The organism is Pseudomonas sp. CK-NBRI-02 (assembly GCF_008124495.1).
GTDB classification, from domain to species: Bacteria; Pseudomonadota; Gammaproteobacteria; order Pseudomonadales; family Pseudomonadaceae; genus Aquipseudomonas; species Aquipseudomonas guariconensis.
Genome location: NZ_VSJH01000017.1, coordinates 158,862 through 182,944 on the forward strand (window position 1 = coordinate 158,862; position 24,083 = coordinate 182,944).

The 24,083-nt window shown below is 62.4% G+C and carries 22 protein-coding genes; 2 read left to right on the forward strand and 20 right to left on the reverse strand.

The features are described from left to right. Positions 1 to 23: 23 nt before the first annotated feature. Positions 24 to 842, forward strand: a complete 819-nt coding sequence (locus DQ397_RS14100; protein WP_043211497.1) for an alpha/beta fold hydrolase — start codon at positions 24 to 26, stop codon at positions 840 to 842. A 342-nt stretch (positions 843 to 1,184) separates the two neighbouring features. On the opposite strand, the gene DQ397_RS14105 is transcribed toward DQ397_RS14100, so the two are convergent. The 14 genes from DQ397_RS14105 to DQ397_RS14170 form a co-directional block, all read right to left on the reverse strand. Continuing rightward, a complete protein-coding gene (locus tag DQ397_RS14105) occupies positions 1,185 to 1,970 on the reverse strand; it encodes a MetQ/NlpA family ABC transporter substrate-binding protein (protein ID WP_043211500.1) in 786 nt (261 codons plus the stop codon). Positions 1,971 to 2,165: 195 nt separating this feature from the next. Next, positions 2,166 to 3,101 (reverse strand): sigma 54-interacting transcriptional regulator, encoded by a 936-nt coding sequence (locus DQ397_RS14110; RefSeq protein ID WP_043211502.1) that lies wholly within the window; start codon positions 3,099 to 3,101, stop codon positions 2,166 to 2,168. Positions 3,102 to 3,164: 63 nt separating this feature from the next. Continuing rightward, positions 3,165 to 3,746 carry an alpha/beta hydrolase gene (locus DQ397_RS14115; protein ID WP_043211504.1) on the reverse strand — a complete coding sequence of 194 codons (582 nt, stop codon included), beginning with the start codon at positions 3,744 to 3,746 and terminating at the stop codon, positions 3,165 to 3,167. A gap of 232 nt (positions 3,747 to 3,978) precedes the next feature. Next, the gene (locus DQ397_RS14120) at positions 3,979 to 4,380 is read right to left on the reverse strand and encodes a biopolymer transporter ExbD (RefSeq protein ID WP_043211507.1); all 402 of its coding nucleotides are present in this window, start codon (positions 4,378 to 4,380) and stop codon (positions 3,979 to 3,981) included. A gap of 1 nt (position 4,381) precedes the next feature. Then, positions 4,382 to 5,104, reverse strand: coding sequence for a MotA/TolQ/ExbB proton channel family protein (locus DQ397_RS14125; protein WP_043211508.1), 723 nt, complete (start codon positions 5,102 to 5,104; stop codon positions 4,382 to 4,384). Between the two features lie 35 nt (positions 5,105 to 5,139). Continuing rightward, positions 5,140 to 5,934 carry an energy transducer TonB gene (locus tag DQ397_RS14130; RefSeq protein WP_043211510.1) on the reverse strand — a complete coding sequence of 265 codons (795 nt, stop codon included), beginning with the start codon at positions 5,932 to 5,934 and terminating at the stop codon, positions 5,140 to 5,142. Positions 5,935 to 6,302: 368 nt separating this feature from the next. After that, positions 6,303 to 7,292, reverse strand: a complete 990-nt coding sequence (locus DQ397_RS14135; RefSeq protein ID WP_043211513.1) for a sulfate/molybdate ABC transporter ATP-binding protein — start codon at positions 7,290 to 7,292, stop codon at positions 6,303 to 6,305. A 3-nt stretch (positions 7,293 to 7,295) separates the two neighbouring features. Then, the gene (gene cysW, locus DQ397_RS14140) at positions 7,296 to 8,168 is read right to left on the reverse strand and encodes a sulfate ABC transporter permease subunit CysW (protein WP_043211515.1); all 873 of its coding nucleotides are present in this window, start codon (positions 8,166 to 8,168) and stop codon (positions 7,296 to 7,298) included. Between the two features lie 13 nt (positions 8,169 to 8,181). Next, the gene (cysT, locus tag DQ397_RS14145; RefSeq protein ID WP_043211517.1) at positions 8,182 to 9,000 is read right to left on the reverse strand and encodes a sulfate ABC transporter permease subunit CysT; all 819 of its coding nucleotides are present in this window, start codon (positions 8,998 to 9,000) and stop codon (positions 8,182 to 8,184) included. Positions 9,001 to 9,113: 113 nt separating this feature from the next. Beyond that, a complete protein-coding gene (locus DQ397_RS14150; RefSeq protein WP_043211519.1) occupies positions 9,114 to 10,121 on the reverse strand; it encodes a sulfate ABC transporter substrate-binding protein in 1,008 nt (335 codons plus the stop codon). Between the two features lie 48 nt (positions 10,122 to 10,169). Beyond that, positions 10,170 to 10,352 carry a sulfur starvation response protein OscA gene (oscA, locus tag DQ397_RS14155; protein ID WP_043211521.1) on the reverse strand — a complete coding sequence of 61 codons (183 nt, stop codon included), beginning with the start codon at positions 10,350 to 10,352 and terminating at the stop codon, positions 10,170 to 10,172. A 198-nt stretch (positions 10,353 to 10,550) separates the two neighbouring features. Continuing rightward, entirely contained in the window at positions 10,551 to 13,604 is a 3,054-nt protein-coding gene (locus DQ397_RS14160; protein WP_043211523.1) for an efflux RND transporter permease subunit, read from the reverse strand. After that, positions 13,601 to 14,668 (reverse strand): efflux RND transporter periplasmic adaptor subunit, encoded by a 1,068-nt coding sequence (locus DQ397_RS14165; protein WP_043211525.1) that lies wholly within the window; start codon positions 14,666 to 14,668, stop codon positions 13,601 to 13,603. The genes DQ397_RS14160 and DQ397_RS14165 overlap by 4 nt, the downstream gene beginning before the upstream one ends. Beyond that, positions 14,665 to 15,753, reverse strand: coding sequence for an efflux RND transporter periplasmic adaptor subunit (locus DQ397_RS14170; protein ID WP_043211527.1), 1,089 nt, complete (start codon positions 15,751 to 15,753; stop codon positions 14,665 to 14,667). Before DQ397_RS14170 ends, DQ397_RS14165 begins: the two co-directional genes overlap by 4 nt. Before the next feature lie 147 nt (positions 15,754 to 15,900). Here DQ397_RS14170 and DQ397_RS14175 point away from each other — a divergent pair, with 147 nt between their 5' ends. Next, a complete protein-coding gene (locus DQ397_RS14175; RefSeq protein ID WP_090343460.1) occupies positions 15,901 to 17,061 on the forward strand; it encodes an AAA family ATPase in 1,161 nt (386 codons plus the stop codon). Between the two features lie 117 nt (positions 17,062 to 17,178). On the opposite strand, the gene DQ397_RS14180 is transcribed toward DQ397_RS14175, so the two are convergent. The 6 genes from DQ397_RS14180 to DQ397_RS14205 form a co-directional block, all read right to left on the reverse strand. Beyond that, positions 17,179 to 18,072 (reverse strand): ABC transporter permease subunit, encoded by an 894-nt coding sequence (locus DQ397_RS14180; RefSeq protein ID WP_043211529.1) that lies wholly within the window; start codon positions 18,070 to 18,072, stop codon positions 17,179 to 17,181. Then, entirely contained in the window at positions 18,069 to 18,989 is a 921-nt protein-coding gene (locus DQ397_RS14185) for an ABC transporter permease subunit (protein WP_043211531.1), read from the reverse strand. The genes DQ397_RS14180 and DQ397_RS14185 overlap by 4 nt, the downstream gene beginning before the upstream one ends. Next, on the reverse strand, positions 18,986 to 20,128 hold the full coding sequence (gene potA, locus DQ397_RS14190; RefSeq protein WP_043211532.1) for a polyamine ABC transporter ATP-binding protein: 1,143 nt from the start codon (positions 20,126 to 20,128) through the stop codon (positions 18,986 to 18,988). The genes DQ397_RS14185 and potA overlap by 4 nt, the downstream gene beginning before the upstream one ends. A gap of 71 nt (positions 20,129 to 20,199) precedes the next feature. Continuing rightward, positions 20,200 to 21,294: a polyamine ABC transporter substrate-binding protein gene (locus DQ397_RS14195; protein ID WP_043211534.1), complete on the reverse strand. Its 1,095-nt coding sequence runs from the start codon at positions 21,292 to 21,294 to the stop codon at positions 20,200 to 20,202. Between the two features lie 160 nt (positions 21,295 to 21,454). Beyond that, positions 21,455 to 22,552, reverse strand: coding sequence for a polyamine ABC transporter substrate-binding protein (locus DQ397_RS14200; RefSeq protein ID WP_043211536.1), 1,098 nt, complete (start codon positions 22,550 to 22,552; stop codon positions 21,455 to 21,457). Between the two features lie 169 nt (positions 22,553 to 22,721). Further along, on the reverse strand, positions 22,722 to 24,083 hold the full coding sequence (locus DQ397_RS14205; RefSeq protein WP_043211539.1) for an aspartate aminotransferase family protein: 1,362 nt from the start codon (positions 24,081 to 24,083) through the stop codon (positions 22,722 to 22,724).

A 24,083-nucleotide genomic window follows, 5' to 3' on the forward strand; every position in this document is an offset into this window, starting at 1 on the left:
TCAACCCGCTCCCGAGGATCCCGATGCACAAGCACTTCATTGAAATCGACGGCGCCCGCATGAGCTATGTCGACCAGGGCCAAGGTTTCCCCGTGCTGCTGGGCCACAGCTATTTGTGGTCAGCGGCCATGTGGCAGCCGCAGATCGAGGCACTGTCGAAACACTACCGGGTGATCGTGCCCGAGCTTTGGGGCCACGGCGACTCCGCAGCGCCACCGCCCACCACCACCGACATGAGCGCGTTGGCGCGCCAGCACCTGGCATTGCTCGATGCCTTGGATATCCCGAAATGCCATCTGGTCGGCCTGTCGGTCGGCGGCATGTGGGGCGCACAACTGGCCATCGAGCACCCCCAGCGCATCGACCGCCTGGTGTTGATGGACACCTACCTGGGCGCCGAGCCGGACGCCACCCGCCTGAAATACTTTGGCCTGCTCGATGCCGCGAGCGCAGCGGGCGGGTTCAGCGATGCCTTGCTCGACATCGTCGTACCGATCTTCTTCCATGCCGGGGGCCAGACGGTACCTGAGATCCGTGAGCAGTTTCGCGCCCAGCTCAAGGCCAGCAGCGCCCAGGCGATCCGGGAAAGCCTCGAGCCGATGGGCCGAGTGATTTTCGGCCGGCCAGACCTGCTGGCGCGGCTGGGCGAATTGCCAGGCGAACGTACTATCGTGCTGTGTGGCGACCAGGACATTCCCCGGCCACCGGCAGAGTCCAACGAAATGGCCCGCTTGATCGGCTGCCTGGCGGCGCAGATTCCGTTCGCGGGGCACATCTCGAGTCTCGAGAGCCCGCAGGTGGTGAATGAGTTTCTGTTGAACTGGTTGCCGCGCAATAGCTGAAATCCCCGGGGCTGCCATGCAGCCCCACCCGCTCCCACAGGTACGGCGACATTCTTCGGCTTGGCGCTGTGCCCTTGGGAGCAAAGCCTGCGATCGGCCGCAACGCGTACCCTTCGTCGGCGGGCGCGGAAATTTCGTCCTGACCTGGGATCTTTCCTGTCGATGGCCTCTCAAAGGGCACTCAGACAGCCTTCAGGAATCCCCCAATGAACAGCGCCTGCCCACCCATTTCGAACGAGCAACTTCAATGGCTCCTGGCCTTGCGTCGGGCGCTGGCCAAATCGGGGGCATGAACGAAAACGCCGACGCAAATGCGTCGGCGTTTTCTTTCAGGCGTGAAGATCAGAACGCCGGCAGCACCGCACCGCTGTACTTCTTGGCGATGAATTCCTTCACCTGCGGGCTGGTCAGGGCTTTGGCCAGTTTCTGGATGGCCTCGCTGTCCTTGTTGTCCGGGCGGGCAACCAGGAAGTTCACGTACGGCGAGTCGCTGCCTTCGATTACCAGGGCGTCCTTGGCCGGGTTCAGACCGGCTTCCAGGGCGTAGTTGGTGTTGATCATGTCCAGGTCGACCTGATCGAGCACGCGCGGCAGCATGGCCGATTCCAGCTCGCGGAACTTCAGGTTTTTCGGGTTCTCGGCGATGTCCTTGGGCGTAGCCAGGGCATTCTTCGGATCTTTCAGGGTGATCAGACCTGCCTTTTGCAGCAGGATCAGCGCACGGCCGCTGTTGCTGCCTTCGTTGGGGATGGCGACAGTGGCACCGTCCTTGAGCTCAGCCAGGCTCTTGACCTTCTTGGAGTAGCCACCGAACGGCTCGACGTGTACGCCGATCACGGTTTCCAGGTGAGTACCCTTGCCTTCGTTGAAGTTCTTCAGGTACGGCAGGGTCTGGAAGTAGTTGGCATCCAGACGCTTCTGGTCGACCTGCACGTTAGGCTGGACGTAGTCGGTGAAGACCTTGATCTGCAGGTCCACGCCTTCCTTGGCCAGAGTTGGCTTGATCAGTTCGAGGATCTCAGCGTGGGGTACGGGGGTAGCAGCCACGACCAGCTTCTCGGCGGCGTTGGCGAAACCGGCCAGCGACAGGGCAGCGGCCAGGGCAGTGGTCAGCAGAGTTTTTTTCATGGTGATCCTTGTTATCAAGCTGGAGCCATTGATGATGGCGAAGTCGGTGCCCACCCTTTGAATGGGGGCGTGAAGCGGACGATACCGGGAATTTTTATTCCGGAATAATATCTTTTGCTTAGCCGCTTATAACTAAAACAATTTGCCATTACCGCATTCGCTTCTGACCAACGGTTACCCGCTCTAGCACAAGGTTTATCCCAGGCTCGCCAACGTCGAAGCCAGCAATTGGCGCACCGCCGATTTCGTTTGCGGCTCCTGGCTCTGGCCCAGTTGCGCAAGTTGGCGCGCCAGGCTGGCCAGCGGCGTGGTGTCGGGCAGGTCCAGGTGCTGCGGGAGGATTTCCCCGGCATCGCTCACCAACAGAGCAAAGTGGATGACGTTTTCCAGCTCGCGGGTATTGCCGGGCCAGGCATGGGCCTCAAGGGCCTGCTGGGCGGCTTCGCTGATCAGCGGCACCGGAACGCCCAGGCGTAGGCTGTAGATTCCGATGAAGTATTCGGCCAGCGGCAGGATATCCCCCACCCGCTCGCGTAGCGCCGGCAATTCCAGCTGGCCTTCGCGCAGGTAGAGGTAGAGTCGCTCGTTGAAGCGCCCGGCACGCACGGCCTGGGCCAGGTCGATACTGGACGCCGCCACCAAGCGGACATCCACCGGCTGCGGCCGCTGGGCGCCGACGCGGGTGACTTCGCGGTTCTCCAGCGCCGCCAGAAGCTTGCCCTGGATCGCCAGCGGCAGGTCGGCGATCTCGTCCAAGTACAGGGTGCCGCCATTGGCCGAGCCGAACCAGCCCGCCCGGCCGCTGGCGGTTCCCCCTAGGGTGCCGGCGCTGTAGCCGAACAACTCGGCATCGGCGTAGGTCGGGCTGATCGCCGCGCAGCTCACCGAGACGAACAACCCACTGCGGTCACTGGCACGATGGACCTGTCGGGCCAGCAGTTCCTTGCCGGTACCGGTCTCGCCGCGGATCAACACCGGCACCGGTTGCGGTGCCAGTTGCTCCAAGGCATCGCGCAGCTGTTGCGAACGAGGGTCGATGAACACCAGCGCCTTGGCGCGGATGCTCAATGGGCTTTTGTCTTGCTCGGGGAAGGTCAGCAAAGGCTGACCGAAAGTGTTGTGGATGGTCATGACGCGCTCCCGCCCGAGGCCGCCGCCGGCCGGGCGTCTTGGTGTACGTGAACGGTTCGCGGATCAGGCGCGGCGCAAGGCCCGCTGTTCGATACGGCCTTGCAGGCGATAGAGGTAGGCAAAACCTTGCTCCCAGCGCTCATGGCCGGACTTGACGTTGATATGCCCGGCATTGGCCAGCAGCCCCGCCTCTGCGCCCCAGGCCCGTGCCAGGTGCAATGCACGCGGCACACTGACGGCCGGGTCGTTGTCCGAACTGACCACCTGACTCGGGAATGGCAGCGGCTGCAGCGGGATCGGTGCGAAATTGCGCAGCGCGGGCGAGCAGGTGGGCCGCTCGACATCCGCCGGAGCCACCAGCAATGCGCCGCGCACTTGGCGCAGCAAGGCCGGGCGGGCCTGGACGGCCCAATGAGCGACGGTGATGCAGCCCAGACTATGAGCGATCAGGATCACCGGCGAGCGTTCGGCGGCGATTGCCTGCTCCAGCGCCTGGACCCAGTCGCGCCGCTGAGGCGTGAGCCAGTCGCGCTGCTCGACCCGGACGCTGTTGGGCAGACTACGCTGCCAGTGACTTTGCCAATGGTTGTCTGGCGATCCTTGCCAGCCCGGCACAATCAGGTAACGGATCGACTCATTGCGCATGGGGACGCCTCCTGGAAGTTTGCGTGCTTGGGACCAGTATTGAGGAGGCGGTTATATCAGTAAAGGAATAAGGCGCTATTTATTAATAGCTTTAAGTTTTAAGCGACACGCTTCAGTCGCTAACTCGTGCCCTCTTGCCGCACGAAGCTCAAAACGTACAGCCCAAAAAAAAAGGGCCATCCCCTGCCAAGGAAAATGGCCCTGAAGCACTTGCCTGAAGAGGGATTGCCGGTCAGCGTGCGGTGATCACCGCCAACTTGCTGATCCCGGCGCGTTCGATGGCAGCCATGGCCCGCGCCACTTCGCCGTAATTGACGCCATCGTCGGCCTGCAACTGGACGCGCAGCTCGGCGTCCTTGGCCTTGGCGTCCTTGAGGTTGGTTTCCAGCAGATCGGGCTGGATCTCGTCCTTGTTGATGAACAGCTTGCCGCTGCCATCGATGCTCACCACCAGCGGGTCCTTCTGCTCGACCGGGGCCACGGCCTCGGTCTTGGGCAGGTTGATGGGGATGGCGTTGGTCAGCAGCGGTGCGGTGACGATGAACACCACCAACAGCACCAGCATGACGTCCACCAAGGGCGTGACGTTGATTTCACTGAGGACTTCATCGCTGTCCTGGGTCGAGAAGGCCATATCAGGAAGCCTCCTTCACCGGTTGGGTGAATCCGGTCTGGGCCTTGTGCACTGCAGGGTGCACGAGTACGCGGAAGGCACTCTTCTGCGCCAGGCTGTAGAAGTCATGGGCGAAATCGTCGAGGTCGGCGGCGGTCAGCTTGAGGCGACGCAGGAAGTAGTTGTAGACCAGCACCGCAGGCACTGCGACGGCGATACCGACCCCGGTGGCCACCAGCGCCGCGCCGATCGGCCCGGCCACGGTTTCAAGGCTCGCCGAGCCTGCCGCGCTGATGCCTTTGAGCGCTTCCATGATGCCCCACACAGTGCCGAACAGGCCGATGAAAGGCGAGGTGCTGCCGATGCTGGCGACCACTGCCAGGCCCGTTTCCAGGGAGCGGCGTTCACGCACGATCTGCTGACGCAGCGCGCGCTCCAGACGGTCCTGATGATTGATGGCATGGCTCAGGTCATTGGCCTGGCCTGGCTCCCCGACGGCAATCGCCGCGTAGCCTGCCTGGGCCACCCGGGCGGCGGGGCCGGGCAGATCGTGGCTGGGCTGGGCTGCCGCATCGAGGCTCGAGGCCGCCCAGAACTGCTCATGGAAGCGCCGATCCTGGTGCTTCAGGCGCACGAACTGCACGACCTTGACCAAGGCCAACGCCCAAGTGGCCACGGAAAAACCAACCAGCAGCCAGATGACGGCGCTTTCAACGGATTCGAGTGGGGATGCCAACAGGCTCATGATGAAGTCTTCCTTTGTACGTCGATGGGCGCGAATTAACGAAGCTTGAAATCGATCGGCACGCTGACCCAGCCAACCTGGGCCACCTCGCCCTGCTTGGCCGGCACGAAGCTCCAGCGCTTCACTGCGGCGAGGGCCGCGTCATCCAGCACCTGGCGACCGCTGCTCTTCTGGATCTGGATCTGCCCAGGCTTGCCGCTGGCGAGCACCTCGACACGTAGCAGCACCGACCCCTCCCAGCCCCGGCGATGGGCCATTTGTGGGTACTGCGGCGCGGGGTTCTTCAAATAGGCAGCGCTGGCCGAAGGTGGCGTAACCGGCGCCGGTGCCGGCGGAGCCACCGGCGCGGGGGCCGCCACCGGTGGAGCGGGCGGCGCCTCGACGGGCTTGGGCTGCGGCTTGGCCACTGGTTTGGGCGCAGGTTTCGGCTTGGGCTTGGGTATCGGTTTTGGCGCAGGCTTGGCCGCCAGCTCGTCCACCACAGGGGGTGGCGGCTCGACCACGGGCGGCGCTGGAGCCGGTGGAGGGGGCTCGACCACAGGTGGTGCGGGCGCGGCGAACTCGATGGTCATCGGCGGAATCTGTGGTGGAACCACGGGCAATACTGGAGTCGGCGCCTGGCTGATCCAGTAGGCCGCAGCGCCATGCAGGGCCAACACCAGCAGCCCTAGTGCCAGCGTGTCGCGACGCTTGAGGCCACTGACAGGCGTGCGTTGCAGGCGCAGTTGGCCCAATGGCAGGCGAAGCGTGCGTCCAAGCTCGACCAGGTCGCCCGATGCCGGACGCCATGGCTGGTCGTAGGCCCTGACGGCCGACTGGACATTACCCATCGATAGAACTCCCTGGGGGCGTGATTCATGGCTGAATCATCGGGCGCGAAGGCTTATCCCAGAAAGTAATATTTAAAATTAAAAATAGATCTTTTTTGAATATGGAGAAGCTACGGTTGCGCCCAGGCCGCGTCGTTCAAGGGCTGCAGCAGTGCATCGAAAAAACGATGCCTGCCCGGCATATGAAATATAGCGACAAGGCATGGCCCTGGCGCACAGGTGGGGTTGCACACCCTCCGTGGGAGCGGGTTCGCCCGCGACTACGCCCGCCTCTTTACCACGCATCCGCGGGCAAAACCCGCTCCCACAGATTCCTGCAGTCCAAAAAAACCCGGGACGATGCCCGGGTTATCGGTGTGCACGATGGATCAGATGTCCGCTACCTTCTGCCAGACCTTCGGCCGGAAGAACAACGTCTCCCCCCGCGCCAGCCCCGACAGGCTGTCGTGGTCCTTGACCACTTCCGCCTCGATCAACTCGCTCTGTCCTGGCACCTTCAAGGTGACACGCGTGGTCGCCCCCAATGGGCGGATGTCGCGCACTTCGGCGGCTTGGTGGCCTTCGGTCTCATGGCGCGACAGCGACACTTCGTGCGGACGGAACAACACATGCTGGCCCTCGCTCAGACTCAGGCGGTTGGAGTCGCCCAGGAAGTGATAGACGAAGTCGTTGGCAGGGTGTTCATACACCTCGCCCGGCGAACCGATCTGCTCGATCACACCCTTGTTCATCACCACGATGCGGTCTGCCACTTCCATGGCTTCTTCCTGGTCGTGGGTGACGAATACCGAGGTCAGGTTGATGTCCTCGTGCAGGCGCGCCAACCAACGGCGCAGCTCCTTGCGTACCTTGGCGTCCAGCGCACCGAAGGGCTCATCGAGCAGCAGCACCTTGGGCTCCACCGCCAGGGCACGGGCCAGGGCGATACGCTGGCGCTGACCGCCGGACAGCTGCTCAGGGTAGCGGTCGGACAACCAGTCCAGTTGCACCATGTTCAGCAGCTCGTGCACTTTCTCGGCGATCTTGCTCTCGCTCGGGCGTTCACCCTTGGGCTTCATGCGCAGGCCAAAAGCGACGTTGTCGAACACGCTCATGTGGCGGAACAACGCGTAGTGCTGGAACACGAAACCGACGTTGCGATCACGCACGTCATGGCCGGACACGTCCTCGCCATGGAACACGATATTGCCCTGGTCGGGCGTTTCCAGGCCGGCGATGATGCGCAGCAGGGTGGTCTTGCCGCAGCCGGACGGGCCCAGCAGAGCCACCAGCTCGCCGCTGTTGATATCCAGGTTGATGTTGTCCAGGGCCTGGAAGGCGTTGAAGCGCTTGCTGACGTTACGAACTTCGATCGACATGAATCATTCCTCCGCGGCGCTGTGGCGCAGGCGGTTAATACGGTTCTCGCTCCACTGCTTGAGCAGCAGGATGAAGAGCGCCAGGATCAGCAGCAGGCTGGCCACGCTGAAGGCCGCGACATGGTTGTACTCGTTGTAGAGGATCTCCACGTGCAGCGGCAAGGTATTGGTGACGCCACGGATATGCCCGGACACCACCGACACGGCGCCGAACTCACCCATGGCCCGCGCGGTGCACAGCACCACGCCGTAGATCAGGCCCCATTTGATGTTCGGCAGCGTCACGTGCCAGAACATCTGCCAGCCGTTGGCGCCGAGCAGGCGCGCGGCCTCCTCCTCCTGCGTGCCCTGTTCCTGCATCAGCGGGATCAGCTCTCGGGCCACGAAAGGCACAGTCACGAAGATGGTCGCCAGCACGATACCCGGCAGGGCGAACACGATCTGGATGTCGTGGTCCTGCAGCCAGGGGCCGAACAGCCCCTGGGCACCGAACATCAGCACATAGACCAGACCGGCGATCACCGGCGAAACCGAGAACGGCAGGTCGATCAGGGTCACCAGCAGGCTCTTGCCGCGGAAGGTGTACTTGCTCACGCACCAGGCGGCGCTGACGCCGAACACCAGGTTCAGCGGCACCGAGATGATCACCGCGAACAGGGTGAGCTTGAGCGCCGACAGGGCGTCGGGCTCGAAGATGGCTTCGAAGAACGTGCCAAAGCCATTCTTCAGGGCCTGGGACACGACGATGAACAGCGGCAGCAGCAAGAACAGCGCGAACACCAGCCAGGCCAGGGCAATCAGCACACGCCTTGAGGTGGCACTGCCACGGCGGGCGGCGTTGGCGGCGGCCGCTGCGCCAAGGGATGACGAAGACATTACCGGGCCTCCTTCAAGGGGTTTCGATGCGCCGCTGCAACAGGTTGATCAGCAGCAGCAGGATGAAGGAAACCACCAGCATCAGCACGCCAATGGCGGTGGCACCGGTGTAATCGTACTGGTCGAGCTTGACCATGATCAGCAACGGCAAGATCTCGGTCTTCATCGGCATGTTGCCGGCGATGAAGATCACCGAACCATACTCGCCTACGCCCCGGGCGAACGCCAGGGCGAAGCCGGTCAGCCAGGCCGGCAGCAACGCCGGGGCCAACACGTGGCGGAACACCTGCAGCGGCTTGGCACCCAGGCAGGCAGCGGCCTCTTCGACTTCACGCGGAATATCGGCCAGCACCGGCTGCACCGTGCGCACCACGAACGGCAGGGTGACGAAGGTCAGCGCCAGGGTAATGCCCAGTGGGGTGTAGGCGATCTTGAAGCCCAGGTCGGTCGCGAACTGCCCAACCCAGCCGGCCGGCGCATACAAGGCGGTCAAGGCGATACCCGCCACAGCGGTGGGCAAAGCGAACGGCAGGTCGATCATCGCATCGATGATCTTGCGACCGGGAAAGCTGTAGCGCACCAGCACCCAGGCCAGCAGGGTGCCGATCACACCATTGATGAGGGCGGCGAACAGGGCGGTGCCGAAGCTCAGCTTGAGCGCGGCCAGAACCCGCGGAGCGCTGACGATACTCCAGAACTGTTCCCAGGTGAGCTGCGCGGCATGCACGAACATGGCGGCCAGCGGTATGAGCACAATCAGGCTGAGATACACCAAGGTGTAGCCCAGTGTCAGCCCGAAGCCGGGTATGACGGGGGAAATACGACGTGACATAAAGTTCCCTGGTTGAACGCACGAAGCCCGGGCGTGATCCCGGGCTGGTGCAGGCTACTGAAGGGTGTTGCTTTTCGGGGCCTCACCGCGGCCCCGCAAGTTTTCATGGCCGATCACTGTGCCTGATAAATCTGATCGAACACACCACCATCGTTAAAGAACTTGGGCTGTGCAGTTTTCCAGCCACCGAAGTCCTTGTCGATGGTCACCAGCTCCAGTTTCGGGAACTGCTTGCCGAACTCGGCAGCGACCTTTTCGTCACGCGGGCGGTAGAAGTTCTCGGCGGCAATCTTCTGGCCGGCCGGGCTGTACAGGTGCTTGAGGTACTCGGTGGCGATCTCGGTGTTGCCTTTCTTCTCGGCGTTCTTGTCGACCACCGCTACCGGTGGCTCGGCGAGGATCGACAGGGACGGCACGACGATCTCGAACTTGTCGCTGCCGCCGTCTTCCTTCAGGGCCAGGAACGCTTCGTTCTCCCACGCCAGCAGCACATCGCCCTGGCCGTTGTTGACGAAGGTGATGGTCGAGCCACGGGCGCCGGTATCGAGCACCGGCACGTGCTTGAACAGCTCTTGCACGTACGCCTTGGCTTTGTCTTCGCTGCCGCCGGTCTTCAGACCATAGGCCCAGGCGGCGAGGAAGTTCCAGCGGGCGCCGCCGGAGGTCTTGGGATTGGGGGTGATGACCGAGACGTCCTTCTTGATCAGGTCGCCCCAGTCCTTGATGCCCTTGGGGTTACCCTTGCGCACCAGGAACACGATGGTGGACGTGTAGGGCGTGCTGGCCTCAGGCAGGCGTTTCTGCCAGTCCTGCGGCAGGCTCTTGCCGAGCTTGGCCACTTCATCGATGTCGCCGGCCAGGGCCAGGGTCACCACGTCCGCGCGCAGGCCATCGATCACCGCACGGGCCTGCTTGCCCGAGCCGCCATGGGATTGCTGGATCTTCACCTTGTCGCCGGGATGAGCGGCCTGCCAGTGCTTGATGAACTCGGCGTTGTACTGCTGGTACAGCTCGCGGGTCGGGTCGTAGGACACGTTCAGCAGTTCGTAGTCCTTGGCGATCGCGGAACCGGCAAAAACGGCACTGGCCAGAGCGGCAAGCGCATAACGGCGGATGGACATGGTGAAGCTCCCGATTGGCATTTTTCTAGTTTGTTAGAGGGGGCGGTATCAGCCGGACTTGTTGCCTGGCTGCTGGAGGCGGAATTTTTCCTTGCGCTCGATCTGCACGACCTGGGCGTTGTGCACGGTGATCTCCACCGCACCGAAGCGCAGATCGCGCAGCGCGCTCTGGATTTCACGCAGAATGGTGGTTTCGTCCTGACCGTCGATGCTACGCACAGATGCACTCATGCTCGTTCTCCTTGGGTATGAAGTGCCGGGCAGAGGAAGGTGATTGCGCCTGGCTTGAGGGCAATCTTAGAGACGTGTATTTATTCTGAAAAATACTGTTTAAGAATTTTTATATAACTAAAATTCCGCGCCGATTTCGAAGGTGGCAACGGGTCTGTGGGAGCGGATTTACCCGCTCCCACAGACCCGTTGCGTGCCCTAACGTTGTGTCTGCGGCTCGCGGATCTTGTACCAGGCCACATAGAGCGCCGGCAGGAACAACAGCGTCAGCAGCGTTGCACTGATGATGCCGCCGATCATCGCGTAGGCCATCGGCCCCCAGAACACTTCCCGAGCGATCGGGATCATGCCAAGGCTCGCCGCCGCCGCGGTCAGCAGGATCGGTCGGCGGCGGTGGTTGGTCGCCTCCACGACGGCATCCCAGGGCGAGAACCCTTGCGCCTCGAATTCGTCGATCTGAGTCACCAGGATTACCGAGTTGCGGATGATGATGCCGGCCAGGGCCAGGATACCGAGAATGGCCACGAAGCCCATGGGCGTGCCGGTGGGCACCAGCGCCAGCACCACGCCGATCAGCCCCAGTGGCGCCACGCTGACCACCAGGAACAGCTTCTGCACGCTGTGCAGCTGGATCATCAGGAAGGTCGCCATGAGGAACAGCATCAGCGGAATGACCTTGCGGATCGGCCCTTGGGCTTTGGCGCTTTCTTCCACCGTACCGCCGGTGGCCACTTCATAGCCGACCGGCAGCTTGTCGATGAACTGGTCGATTTCAGGCTTGAGCTGGGCCACCAGGTCGGTGGGCTGGATGTCGCCGTTGACCGAGGCCTTGATGGTGATGGTTGGCTTGCGGTCGCGGCGCCATACCAGGGGCTGTTCCAGCTCGTAGCGCACGGTGGCGAAGGCCAGCAGCGGGATCGAGGTGCCGTTGGGGGTGAGGATCTGCAGGTTCTGCAGAGTATCGGGCGAGCCACGCTCGCTGTCTTCGGCACGGGCGACCACGTTGATCAGGTAGATATTGTCGTTGACCTGGGTGATCGGCGTGCCACTGACGATGCTGTTCATCACGTTGGCCACGTCCTCGGACGACAGCCCCAACTGGCGCGCCTTGTCCTGGGCGATCTCCACGCGCAGCACCTTACCGGGCTCGTTCCAGTCGTAGATCATCTCGCCGATGTGCTCGTTGGCGTCGAGCAGGGTGGCAAGCTCGATCGCATGCTTGCGCACCTGGTCGATGTCCTTGCCACTGACCCGGTACTGGATCGGACGTCCCACCGGCGGGCCCATTTCCAGCGACTGGACGTTGGTACCGATGCCCACGAACTCTTCGCGCAGGATCTTCTCCAGACGCTTCATCATGCCCTGGCGCTCTTCGAAGCCCTTGCTGACGATTACCAGCTGCGCGTAGTAGGGGTTCTGCAATTGCGCATCCAGCGGTAGGTAGAAGCGAATCGCCCCCTGGCCGATGTAGGTGCTCCAGCGCACCAGGTCCGGGTCGTCCTTGATCCTGGCCTCGAACCGGTCGACGACCTTGCGGGTTTCCTCGATCGACGCGTTCTGGGGCAGGTTCAGGTCGACCAGGATCTCGGGGCGGTCGGACGAAGGGAAGAACTGGTTCTGCACGAAGCGCTCGCAGATCAGCGCCAGGACAAACAGCAACACCGTGCCGATGATGGTCAGCCAGCGATGACGCATGCACCACAGCAGGCTGTGCTCGAACGCACGCCCCACGCGGCCGGGCTCGGCCTCATGGGCCTTGAGCTTGCTGCTGCTCAGGATATGCACGCCCAGCACAGGCGCGAAGAACACCGCCACCACCCACGACACCAGCAACGCCACCGCGATGACGGCGAACAAGGTGTAGGTGTATTCACCCGCAGAGCTGGCGTTGAGCCCGATCGGCACGAAACCGGCCACGGTCACCAGCGTGCCGGTAAGCATGGGGAAGGCTGTGGAGGTGTAGGCGAATGTCGCCGCCTGCTCCTTGCTTTCGCCCATCTCCAGCCGCGTGACCATGACCTCCACCGTGATCATCGCATCATCCACCAGCAGGCCCAGGGCGATGATCAGCGCTCCGAGGGAGATCCGCTGCATGGTGATGCCGCTGTACTCCATGAACACGAACACCATGGCCAGCACCAACGGGATCGAGCACGCCACCACCAGACCTGCGCGCACGCCCAGGCTGACGAAGCTCACCCCCAGCACGATCACCACCGCCTCGAACAGCGCACTGGTGAAGCCGCCCACCGCCTGCTTGACCACCACGGCCTGGTCGGACACGGTGTGCACGCCCACGCCCACCGGCAGGTCGGCGACGACGCTATCCATCTTCTTCTTCAACGCAGCGCCAAACACTTGGATGTTGCCACCGGCCTTCATGCCGATCGCAAGGCCGATGGCCGTCTGGCCGTTGTAACGGAACATTGGCGAAGGTGGATCGACATAGCCACGTTCGATATCGGCGATATCCGCGAGGCGGAAGAAGCGGTCGTTGATCCGCAGGTTGACGGTCTGCAGGTCCTTTTCCGAGGCGAATTGCCCGGTCGTACGCACTGAGATGCGCTCGGGGCCCGCTTCGATCACGCCCGCCGGGGTGACCGCGTTCTGCGATTGCAAAGCCTGCATCACCTGGCGCTGGTCGATGCCCAGGGCCGCCAGCTTGCGGGTGGAGAAGTTCAGGTAGAGCACTTCGTCCTGGGTGCCGATCAGCTCGATCTTGCCGATGTTGGGCACATCGCGCACTTCGGCCCGCGCCACTTCCACGTAGTCGCGCAGCTGGCGCAAGGTCAGGCCATCGGCTGTAAAGGCATAGATCGAACCGAACACATCGCCGAATTCGTCGTTGAAGGCAGGGCCCTGGATGCCCGAGGGAAACTGGCCGCGGATATCCTGGATCTTCTTGCGCACCTGGTACCAGATTTCCGGGATGTCCTTGGCCTTGGTGGTGTCGCGCAGGTAGACATAGACAGTGGATTCACCAGGGCGGGTATAGCTCTTGGTGTAATCGAGCGAGTCGAGCTCCTCGAGCTTCTTTTCGATGCGGTCGGTGACCTGATACAGCGTCTCGTCCTGGGTCGCCCCTGGCCAGCGGGTCTGGATCACCATGGTCTTGATGGTGAAGGACGGGTCTTCCTCACGTCCTAGGTTGAAATACGAAAAAATCCCCATCAGCAGCCCGACGAACATCAGGTACCAGACGAACGATTGGTGCCTGAGCGCCCACTCGGACAGGTTGAAGCTTCCTTTCATTGCGCGTCCTCATCGAATGCGACCTTCTGGCCCGGCTTGAGGCTGTTCACGCCGGCTGTGACCACCCGCTCGCCTGGCTGAACGCCGGACGTCAGGACGATGCTGTCCTGCGTGCGCTCGATCAGGGCTACGTCACGGATGGCCACGGTCTTCTGTTTCGGGTCGATCACCCACACCTGGGTCTTGCCGTCGCGTTCGAGCAAGGCGCTCAGCGGCAGCTGGCTGCGCGGCGAAACCGCGGAGCTCAACGTCACGCTGATGGCAGTGCCCAGGTGGAAGGCGGCCGGCGTGCTGGCCAGGGTCAGCCGCGCACGACGGGTTCGCGTCGTGGCATCGGCCTGGGGCTCCAGCTCGCGCAAGGTAGCGGTGGTGTTGATGGTGGGGTCCAGTTGCGAGGCGACGGTGAACGTCAGGCCTTTGTTCAGTTGCTCGGCCAGACCGATAGGCAGATCGATCACCGCTTCCTTGACGTCCGGACGGGCCAGCGTGACCACGGCCTGCCCGGCCGTCACCGTCTGCCCGGCCTCGGCCTGCCAGGCGGTGATGACGGCGGCGTGGTCGCTGCGCAGGGTGCTGTAGTCGAGCTGGTCACGGGCCTGACTCACTGCCGAACGGGCTTGTTCCAGTGCAGCGCCTGTGGTCTTGAGGTTGGTCTGGGCGATGTCCAATTGCGCCTGGGCGCCAACGCCTCGATCAAACAGTTGCTGTTGCCGTCGTGCGTCGGCCTGGGCGTTGATCCACTGCGCTTGCACCTTGGCCAGGTCGCCTTCGGCAGCGCGCAGTTGGTTCTGCTGATCGGTCGGATCGAGGGTGGCCAAGGTATCGCCGGGCTTTACCTGGGCGCCGACGTCCAGCCAGCGCCGGGCGATACGCCCGGACACACGAAACCCCAGCGTGCTTTCGAAGCGGGCCTGGATACTGCCCGCAAAGCGCCCCAGCTGCGACTGTACCTGGGGTTCGACGGTCATCGACAACACCGGCCGGATCGGCTCGGGTGCTTGCTCCTCGCTGGAACAGGCGGCCAGCAGTAGGCTGGCCGGCAATACAAGCAGCACGCGCTTCATGGCGCCCCTCCCCCGTCCTTGGCGTCGACCTTGTGCACCTGCATGTTCGGGTGCAGCAATTGCCCACCACTGACCACGACGGTTTCACCACTTTTCAGGCCGCTGGCGACCACGATCTTGCCGGTCAGGTAACGTGTGACCTCGACCTTGCGCAATTCGACCTTGTCCCCCTCGCCCACCACCCAGACCGCCGGCTCGTGCAACGCTTTGGTCAAGGCCGACCAGGGCAGCTCGACACTCGGCCGCCCCTGGGCATTGGTGGTGGCGGTGACCGGCGCGCCCAGCTGCATACCGGGAGGTACGTTGCGCAGCCCTACCTTGACCTGCACCGTGCCACTCTGCGCGGAGACGGTCGGCGTGATTTCCCGGACAAACCCTTGCGCCTGGATCTTGGGATCGTCCAGCAGACTGACAATGACGCCTGCATCGCTCGGCGGCGCCACCAGCAGGGACTCATACACGTTGAACACCGCATCGCGGTCGCCGTCGCGGGCGAGGCTGAAGATCGGCATGGTCGCCTGCACCACCTGGCCGACTTCGGCCTGACGCTCGGTGATGACCCCGTCGGCCTCTGATACCAGCGCGGTATAACTCAACTGCTCCTGGGCATCGGCCAACTGCGCCTGGGCAGCCTTGAGCGCACTCTGGTCGCTGCGCAGCGACGCCTGGGCGGAGTCGTACTCGCTCTGGCTGGTGTAGCCCTTGGGCAGTAGCTTTTGCTGACGCACGAAGGCCGCGCTGGTCTGGGTGACACGCGCCTGGGCGGCGAATACTTCGGCCTTGGCCGAATCGACGTTGTTCTGCAGATCCTTGGGGTCCAGGCGCGCCAACACCTGGTTGGCTTTGACGTGATCGCCTACATCCACGCTACGGGAAATGATCTTGCCGCCGACCCTGAACGACAGGTCGGTCTGCACCCGCGCCTGGACATCGCCGGTCAGGGTCACCCTGGCGGCAAAATCGGTAGGTTTGACCTGGATTACACCCACCCTGGGGAGTTCAGCTTTCGACTCTTCCTTGCTACAGCCCGACAGCATGGACAGCAGCCCCAGGCAAACGACCATCAGCGGACGCGCTAACGTCATGCAGGCTCCTTGCTTGTGCCAATTGGATTGAGGGACGCGAGTGAAAGCGTAGATCAGGCACGGACAACTGGCACTGACTCAGATCCATCAAAACTTCTGCACGCAGAATCGGGGATACTGCCGCTTCACAGGACAAGGAAAAGGCCCATGCTCAACACCCTGGCCATTGCCAACTATCGCTCGATCAACCAGCTGGTCATCCCCCTGGGCCGGTTGAACGTGATCACCGGCGCCAATGGCAGCGGCAAGTCCAACCTCTACAAAGCCCTGCGCCTGCTGGCCGAGACGGCCCGTGGCGGGGTGGTCAACGCCCTGGCCGCCGAGGGCGGCCTGGAGTCGACGTTCTGGGCCGGCCCCGAGACGATCAGCCGGCGCATGCGCCAGGGCGACGTGCCCGTGCAGGGTGGGCCGCGTCAACATGTCAAACGTCTGCGCCTGGGGTTTGCCGACGACGATTTCGGTTACGCCATCAGCCTCGGATTGCCCGAGCCGAGCCGGTCGAAGTTCGCCCTCGACCCGCAGATCAAGCACGAGGCGATCTGGGCTGGCCCGGTGTGCCGCCCTGCCAGTCTGCTGGTTGAGCGTAGCGCGGCCATGGTCAAGGCACGCCAGACGCGCCAGTGGCAGGTGCGCAATCAGCACATGACCGAATTCGACAGCCTGTTCGACCACGTCGGCAGCCTGCAGGATTCGCCGGAAGTCCTGCGCCTGCGCGAACGCATCCGCAGTTGGCGCTTCTACGATCACTTTCGCACCGACGCCGAGGCACCGGCACGCCAGCCACGCCTGGGCACCCGCACCCCCGTGCTGCACCACGATGGCCGCGACCTGGCCGCTGCCTTGCAGACCATCGATGAGATCGGTGACTTCGGCGCCTTGCAGCAAGCCATCGGCGACGCTTTCCCTGGGGCTCATCTGAAAATCGATGCGCAGCCCGGGGGCTTGTTCAGCCTGCGTTTTCACCAAGCCGGGCTGCTGCGCCCGTTGAGCGCCGCGGAACTGTCCGACGGCACCCTGCGCTATCTGCTGCTGGTGGCCGCCCTGCTGACGCCCAGGCCGCCGAGCATGATGGTGCTCAACGAGCCGGAAACCAGCTTGCACCCGGACCTGCTACCGGCCTTGGCGCGTTTGATCCGCCACGCTGCGCAGCATTGCCAAGTGTGGGTGGTCTCCCATGCTCCGCGCTTGGTGGCGGCGCTGGAAGAAGACGAAGCCTGTCACTCGATCCGCCTGGAAAAAGATCTCGGGCAGACGTTGATGGCTGGGCAGGGGATGCTCGATGAACCGGCCTGGAACTGGCCGGATTGAGCCTGGGGATGCGTCGCAGCCCTCGCGCGGCCCCGATGCGCTCCTGCAGGTATCGCATGCGATACCTGCAGGAGCTCGCGGAGCCTGCGAAGGGCCGCAAATCGGCCCACGGATGGATCAGACCGACGCGGTAGCCTGAACCGGACGCTTGACCTGCGGCTGCGAAACATTCGCCGCAGCGCCCTCTTCGATGGCTTGCTGGATAGCCTTGCGACGACGCTCTTCGGCCTGGCGGCTGAAGTACCACACCAGGAAGGTCACCAGCGATACCGACAGCAGGATCAAGCTGGCCACGGCGTTGATTTCCGGCTTCACGCCAAGGCGCACAGCGGAGAACACTTCCATCGGCAAGGTGGTCGAACCTGGACCGGACACGAAACTGGCCAGTACCAGGTCATCCAGCGACAGGGCGAAGGACATCATGCCACCCGCCGCCAGCGATGGCGCGATCATCGGGATGGTGATCAGGAAGAACACCTTCCACGGCTTGGCACCCAGGTCCATGGCAGCCTCTTCGATGGACAGGTCCAGCTCACGCAGGCGCGCCGACACCACCACCGCCACATAGGCTGCGCAGAAAGTGGTGTGAGCGATCCAGATGGTGACGATGCCACGCTCCTGCGGCCAGCCGATCATCTGCGCCATGGCCACGAACAGCAGCAGCAGCGACAGACCGGTGATCACCTCAGGCATCACCAGAGGCGCTGTTACCAGGCCACCGAACAGGGTACGGCCCTTGAAACGGGTCACCCGGGTCAGCACGAAGGCGGCCAGGGTACCCAACGCCACGGCGGCGATCGCGGTGTAGCAGGCGATCTCCAGCGAGCGCATCACCGAGCCCATCAACTGACTGTTGTCCAGCAGGCCGACGTACCACTTCACCGACCAGCCGCCCCAGACCGTCACAAGCTTGGAGGCGTTGAACGAGTAGATCACCAGGATCAGCATCGGCAGGTAGATGAACAGCAAGCCGAGCACCAGCATCAGCTTGGAGAAACCGAAGCGCTTCATGCTCTGCCCTCCATTTCTTTGGCCTGGCTGCGGTTGAACAGCAGGATGGGCACGATCAGGATCGCCAGCATCACCACCGCCAGGGCGGATGCCACCGGCCAGTCACGGTTGTTGAAGAACTCCTGCCACAGCACCTTGCCGATCATCAGGGTTTCCGGGCCGCCGAGCAGTTCAGGAATCACGAACTCGCCCACCACCGGGATGAACACCAGCATGCAGCCGGCGATGATGCCGTTCTTCGACAGCGGCACAGTGATCTTCCAGAAGCTGTTGAAGGTGCTCGAACCCAGGTCGCTTGCGGCCTCGAGCAGGCTCGGGTCGTGCTTGACCAGGTTCGCGTACAACGGAAGGATCATGAACGGCAGGTACGAATAGACCACGCCGATGTACACCGCCAGGTTGGTGTTGAGGATCTGCAGCGGCTGGTCGATCAAGCCGATCCACAGCAGGAAGCTGTTGAGCAGGCCGTTATTGCTGAGGATGCCCATCCAGGCATAGACGCGGATCAGGATCGCGGTCCAGGTCGGCATCATGATCAGCAGCAGCAGGACCGTCTGGGTTTCCTTGCGGGCATTGGCGATGGCGTAGGCCATCGGGTAGCCGATCAGCAGGCACAGAAGGGTGCTGAAGAAGGCCATCTTCAGCGAGCCCAGATAGGCCGAGATGTACAGTTCATCCTCGGTCAACAGGCCGTAGTTGGCCAGGTTGAGTACCAGTTGGATCTTGTCCTCGACGTAGCTGTAGATCTCCGTGTAGGGCGGGATCGCCACGTCGGCTTCAGCGAAGCTGATCTTCAGGACGATGAAGAACGGCAGCATGAAGAACAGGAACAGCCAGATGAACGGCACGCCGATCACCAGATGGCGGCCCTCCGGGGTCACTTTGTTGAGTGCTCGCTTGAGCTTGCGAATGTTCATGAGCGCAATACCACGCCGCTGTCGTCTTCCCACCAGACGTACACTTCATCGCCCCAGGTCGGGCGGGTGCCCTGGCGCTCGGCGTTGGCGACGAAGGACTGGACCACTTTCCCGCTCGGCAGCTCCACGTAGAACACCGAATGACCACCCAGGTAGGCGATGTCATGGACCTTGCCACGCGACCAGTTGTACTGGCAGGTCGGCTGCTCGGAGGTCACCAGGAGTTTTTCCGGACGCAGGGCATAAGTGATGTGCTTGTCTTCGACCGAGGTGGTGACACCGTGGCCGACGTAGATATTGCGTTCGAGCTCAGGGCTTGCGATCAGCGCATGGCCTTCGGCGTCGTCGACCACTTCACCCTCGAACAGATTGACGTTACCGATGAACTCGCAGACCAGGCGGCTGGTCGGGGTCTCGTACACATCCACCGGGCTGCCGATCTGGGCGATCCAGCCCAGGTGCATGATGGCGATGCGTTGGGCCATGGTCATGGCCTCTTCCTGGTCGTGGGTCACCATCACGCAGGTCACGCCGACTCGCTCGATGATTTCGACCAGCTCCAGTTGCATTTGCGAGCGCAGTTTCTTGTCCAGGGCGCCCATCGGTTCGTCCAGCAGCAGCAGCTTCGGACGCTTGGCCAACGAACGGGCCAGGGCCACACGCTGGCGCTGGCCGCCGGAAAGCTGGTGCGGCTTGCGCTTGGCGTACTGAGTCATGTGCACCAGCTTGAGCATCTCGGCCACGCGGGCGTCGATCTCGGCCTTGGGCATCTTGTCCTGCTGCAGGCCGAAGGCGATGTTCTGCGCCACGGTCATGTGCGGGAACAGCGCGTAGGACTGGAACATCATGTTGATCGGCCGCTCGTAGGGCGGCATGTCGGTGATGTCGACGCCATCGAGGAAGATCCGCCCTTCGGTCGGACGCTCGAAGCCGGCAAGCATACGCAGCAAGGTGGACTTGCCGGAGCCGGAGCCACCCAGCAGGGCGAAGATCTCACCCTTGCGGATTTCCAGGGACACATCGTCCACGGCTACCGTTTCGTCGAACTTTTTTGTGACCCGGTCGATTTTGACCAGCACCTGCTTGGGTTGCTGGCCACCCTCGAGGGCTTTTTTATAGGCACCGGAGGCAACTGCCATGAGTGAAACTCCCAACAAGATTTTTATGCCCACACGACCTGTTTTGGCAGGAACGTAGAGGGTCTGGATGATTACTTGCCCGACTTGACCTTGGTCCAGCTACGGGTCATCAGACGTTGCACCTTCGGTGGCAACTCAGCATTGACGAACATCTTGTCCAGCACTTCCTGCGGAGGGTAGACCGCAGCGTCAGTCCTCACGGCCTGATCCATCAGGTCGCCAGCCCTGGGGTTCGGGTTGGCGTAACCGACATAATCGCTGACCTGAGCGATGACCTCAGGTTTCAGCAGATAGTTGATGAAGGCATGGGCCTCCTTGACGTTGCTGGCGTCCTTGGGAATCGCCAGCACATCGAACCAGAGGTTGCCGCCTTCTTTTGGAATGGCGTAGGCCAGTTTCACGCCCTTGCCGGCCTCTTCGGCGCGGGCCTTGGCCTGGAACACATCACCGGAGAATCCGGCGGCGACGCAGATATCGCCATTGGCCAGGTCAGTGATGTATTTCGAGGAATGGAAGTAGGTCACGTAGGGACGCACGGCCAGGAGTTTCTTTTCGGCCGCCTGGTAGTCCTTGGGATTGCTGCTGTTAGGGTCCAGGCCCATGTAGTTGAGCACGGCCGGCAGCATTTCGTCGGCCGAGTCCAGGAACGCCACGCCGCACTGGGAGAGCTTCTTCATGTTCTCGGGCTCGAAGAGCACGGCCCAGGAGTCGATCTTGTCGGTGCCCAGCACCGCCTTGACCTTCTCGACGTTGTAACCGATGCCGTTGGTGCCCCACAGATACGGCACGGCGTACTGGTTGCCCGGGTCATTGCGCTCGAGGCGCTTCATCAGAGCCGGGTCCAAGTTGGAATAATTCGGCAGCAGGCTGCGGTCGAGCTTCTGGAAGGCGCCCGCCTTGATCTGCTTGCCCAGGAAATGGTTGGACGGCACGACCACGTCATAGCCGGTGCGACCGGCGAGCAGCTTGCCTTCCAGGGTTTCGTTTGAATCGAAGACGTCGTACTTGGCCTCGATGCCGGTTGCCTTCTGGAAATCGGCGAGGGTCGTCGGGCCAATGTAGTCCGACCAGTTGTAGATATGCACCGTGGGCGCTGCTTGGACGCCGAATGCCAGCGTCAGACCCGCTCCAGCCATCATGGCCTTGCGAAATACGGAAATAGACAAGTGGATGGTCCTCACAATCAGTGCCTCTGGGTGACGGCGACGCTGCCGTACACGCAAAACCGGCGCGCAACTTACCTTTGCTGCATCGATGCCGCAAACAAAATTGCCTTACACGCCTTCCGGGCCGGGAAACCCCGGCCCAGAGGGCTTCGAGACGGGCTTACTTGCCCGACTTGATCTTGGTCCAGCTGCGAGTGATCTCACGCTGTGCCTTGGCACCCGGGTCGGCGATCGCGTACAGCTTTTTCTTCACGTCAGCTGGCGGGTAGATGCTCGGATCGCTGGTGATTTCCTTGTCTACCAGTGCAGTCGCAGCTTTGTTGCCGTTCGGGAAGCGCACGGCATTGGTGATGCCAGCCATGACTTCCGGTTGCATCAGGAAGTCCATGAACTTGTAGGCGGCTTCGACGTTTTCGGCATCCTTCGGAATGGCGACCATGTCGTAGAAGGTACCGGCGCCTTCCTTCGGAATGACGTAGCTCAGCTTGACCTTGTCGCCGGCTTCGTGGGCACGGGCCTTGGATTGCTCCAGGTCGCCCGAGTAGCCGACTGCCACGCAGATGTTGCCGTTGGCCAGGTCAGAGATGTACTTGGAGGAGTGGAAGTAGGTGATCGAAGGACGAATGCTCAGGAACAGCTCTTCGGCGGCCTTCAGGTCTTTCTTGTCGGTGCTGTTGGACGGTTTGCCCAGGTAGTGCAAGGCCGCCGGGATCATTTCGGTCGGTGCATCCAGGAAGCTCACGCCGCAGCTCTTGAGCTTGGCGATGTTCTCAGGCTTGAACACGGCGTCCCAAGAATCGATCTTGTCCACGCCCAGCGCGGCCTTGACCTTCTCCGGGTTGTAGCCGATGCCGATCGAGCCCCACATGTACGGGAAGGCATGCTTGTTGCCCGGGTCGCTGGCATCGCCCACGGCCTTGAGCAGGTCTTCGTCCAGGTTCTTCCAGTTCGGCAGCTTCGAGCGGTCGAGCTCCTGGTAGACACCTGCCTTGATCTGCTTGGCCAGGAAGTTGTTCGACGGCACGACCACGTCGTAGCCGGATTTGCCGGCCAGCAGCTTGGCTTCCAGGGTCTCGTTGCTGTCGAAAACGTCGTAGACGACCTTGATGCCGGTCTGCTTCTCGAAGTTGGCGATGGTGTCCGGTGCAATGTAGTCGGACCAGTTGTAGACGTGCAGCGTTTTGTCGTCAGCCTGAACAGCGGTAGCCATGGCACCCATCAGGGCCGCGGCCAGCAACGTCTTGCCCATTTTCTTCATGCGTAATGCTCCAGAATTTATTATCAAGCCATCTGTTCAGCAGCCAAGATCCCACGGTACAGCACTGGGCGACTGAAACAGCCGCTAGTCTGGCAAGTTACAAGGCGCTGTTTCAAGGAAAGCAGGGCCCTGTAACCGCTTAATGTCGCTTTGCCAGCCTAGCAGACCGTCACTTGATCGCTTCGTACGTCAAGTCCAGGCACTTGCGCGCCTTTTCAATCAACTCATCAATCTCTGCGTGGCTGATCACCAAGGGCGGCGCGATGATCATGGTGTCGCCCACCGCACGCATCACCAGCCCGTTCTCGAAGCAGTGCGTACGGCAGATCATGCCGACGCCCTTGCCCTCGTGACGGGTGCGGGTCGCCTTGTCCTTGACCAGCTCGATCGCACCGAGCAGGCCCAGGCCGCGTACCTCGCCCACCAGTGGGTGGTCTTGCAGTTCACGCAAACGCTTTTGCAAATAAGGTGCCGTTTCGGTCCTGGCGCGCTCGACGATCTTCTCATCGCGCAGGATGCGCAGGTTTTCCAGGCCCACGGCAGCGGCCACCGGGTGGCCTGAGTAGGTAAAGCCGTGGTTGAAGTCGCCGCCTTCGCTGAGAACCTGGGCCACGGTGTCACGCACGATCACACCGCCCATGGGGATGTAACCGGAGGTCAGACCCTTGGCGATGGTCATCAGGTCGGGTTCCAGACCGTAGTAGTCCGAGCCGAACCACTCGCCGGTACGGCCGAAGCCGCAGATCACTTCGTCGGCGACGAACAGAATGTCGTACTTGGCGAGGATCTCCTTGATCTTCGGCCAGTAGGTGTCCGGTGGAATGATTACCCCGCCCGCCCCCTGGATCGGCTCGGCGATGAACGCCGCGACGTTGTCTTCGCCCACTTCCAGGATTTTCTTTTCCAGTTGCTCGGCAGCCCATACCCCGAACGCATCAGGGGTCATGTCGCCGCCCTCACCGAACCAGTACGGCTGTGGAATGTGCACGATGCCCGGGATCGGCAGGCCGCCCTGCTCGTGCATGCCGCTCATGCCGCCGAGGCTTGCGCCAGCGACGGTGGAGCCGTGATAGCCGTTGATGCGGCCGATGATGGTCTGCTTGCCAGGCTTGCCCTTGAGCGCCCAGTAGTGGCGAACCATACGCAGCACGGTGTCGTTGCCTTCGGAGCCGGAACCGGTGAAGAACACATGGGTCATGCCCTTGGGCGCCACATCGGTGATCGCCTTGGCCAGTTCCAGGGCTGGCGGGTGAGCGGTCTGGAAGAACAGGTTGTAGTACGGCAGCTCTCGCATCTGTTTTTCCGCCGCCTGCACCAGTTCTTCACGGCCATAGCCGACGGCCACACACCACAGGCCGGCCATGCCGTCGAGGATCTTGTGACCCTCGCTGTCCCACAAATGCACGCCCTGGGCCTTGGTGATGATGCGCGGTCCTTTTTCCTTCAGCTGCTTGTAGTCGCTGAAAGGCGCCAGGTGGTGCTCACCGCTCAAGGTTTGCCATTCACGGGTTTGCGGGTTGTTGACGCTCAT

What these genes read in the sequence shown, in the direction of transcription:
- DQ397_RS14100 (WP_043211497.1), top strand. Translation starts at nt 24, where the DNA reads ATGCACAAGCACTTCATTGAAATCGACGGCGCCCGCATGAGCTATGTC.
- DQ397_RS14105 (WP_043211500.1), bottom strand. Translation starts at nt 1,970, where the DNA reads ATGAAAAAAACTCTGCTGACCACTGCCCTGGCCGCTGCCCTGTCGCTG.
- DQ397_RS14110 (WP_043211502.1), bottom strand. Translation starts at nt 3,101, where the DNA reads ATGACCATCCACAACACTTTCGGTCAGCCTTTGCTGACCTTCCCCGAG.
- DQ397_RS14115 (WP_043211504.1), bottom strand. Translation starts at nt 3,746, where the DNA reads ATGCGCAATGAGTCGATCCGTTACCTGATTGTGCCGGGCTGGCAAGGA.
- DQ397_RS14120 (WP_043211507.1), bottom strand. Translation starts at nt 4,380, where the DNA reads ATGGCCTTCTCGACCCAGGACAGCGATGAAGTCCTCAGTGAAATCAAC.
- DQ397_RS14125 (WP_043211508.1), bottom strand. Translation starts at nt 5,104, where the DNA reads ATGAGCCTGTTGGCATCCCCACTCGAATCCGTTGAAAGCGCCGTCATC.
- DQ397_RS14130 (WP_043211510.1), bottom strand. Translation starts at nt 5,934, where the DNA reads ATGGGTAATGTCCAGTCGGCCGTCAGGGCCTACGACCAGCCATGGCGT.
- DQ397_RS14135 (WP_043211513.1), bottom strand. Translation starts at nt 7,292, where the DNA reads ATGTCGATCGAAGTTCGTAACGTCAGCAAGCGCTTCAACGCCTTCCAG.
- cysW (WP_043211515.1), bottom strand. Translation starts at nt 8,168, where the DNA reads ATGTCTTCGTCATCCCTTGGCGCAGCGGCCGCCGCCAACGCCGCCCGC.
- cysT (WP_043211517.1), bottom strand. Translation starts at nt 9,000, where the DNA reads ATGTCACGTCGTATTTCCCCCGTCATACCCGGCTTCGGGCTGACACTG.
- DQ397_RS14150 (WP_043211519.1), bottom strand. Translation starts at nt 10,121, where the DNA reads ATGTCCATCCGCCGTTATGCGCTTGCCGCTCTGGCCAGTGCCGTTTTT.
- oscA (WP_043211521.1), bottom strand. Translation starts at nt 10,352, where the DNA reads ATGAGTGCATCTGTGCGTAGCATCGACGGTCAGGACGAAACCACCATT.
- DQ397_RS14160 (WP_043211523.1), bottom strand. Translation starts at nt 13,604, where the DNA reads ATGAAAGGAAGCTTCAACCTGTCCGAGTGGGCGCTCAGGCACCAATCG.
- DQ397_RS14165 (WP_043211525.1), bottom strand. Translation starts at nt 14,668, where the DNA reads ATGAAGCGCGTGCTGCTTGTATTGCCGGCCAGCCTACTGCTGGCCGCC.
- DQ397_RS14170 (WP_043211527.1), bottom strand. Translation starts at nt 15,753, where the DNA reads ATGACGTTAGCGCGTCCGCTGATGGTCGTTTGCCTGGGGCTGCTGTCC.
- DQ397_RS14175 (WP_090343460.1), top strand. Translation starts at nt 15,901, where the DNA reads ATGCTCAACACCCTGGCCATTGCCAACTATCGCTCGATCAACCAGCTG.
- DQ397_RS14180 (WP_043211529.1), bottom strand. Translation starts at nt 18,072, where the DNA reads ATGAAGCGCTTCGGTTTCTCCAAGCTGATGCTGGTGCTCGGCTTGCTG.
- DQ397_RS14185 (WP_043211531.1), bottom strand. Translation starts at nt 18,989, where the DNA reads ATGAACATTCGCAAGCTCAAGCGAGCACTCAACAAAGTGACCCCGGAG.
- potA (WP_043211532.1), bottom strand. Translation starts at nt 20,128, where the DNA reads ATGGCAGTTGCCTCCGGTGCCTATAAAAAAGCCCTCGAGGGTGGCCAG.
- DQ397_RS14200 (WP_043211536.1), bottom strand. Translation starts at nt 22,552, where the DNA reads ATGAAGAAAATGGGCAAGACGTTGCTGGCCGCGGCCCTGATGGGTGCC.
- DQ397_RS14205 (WP_043211539.1), bottom strand. Translation starts at nt 24,083, where the DNA reads ATGAGCGTCAACAACCCGCAAACCCGTGAATGGCAAACCTTGAGCGGT.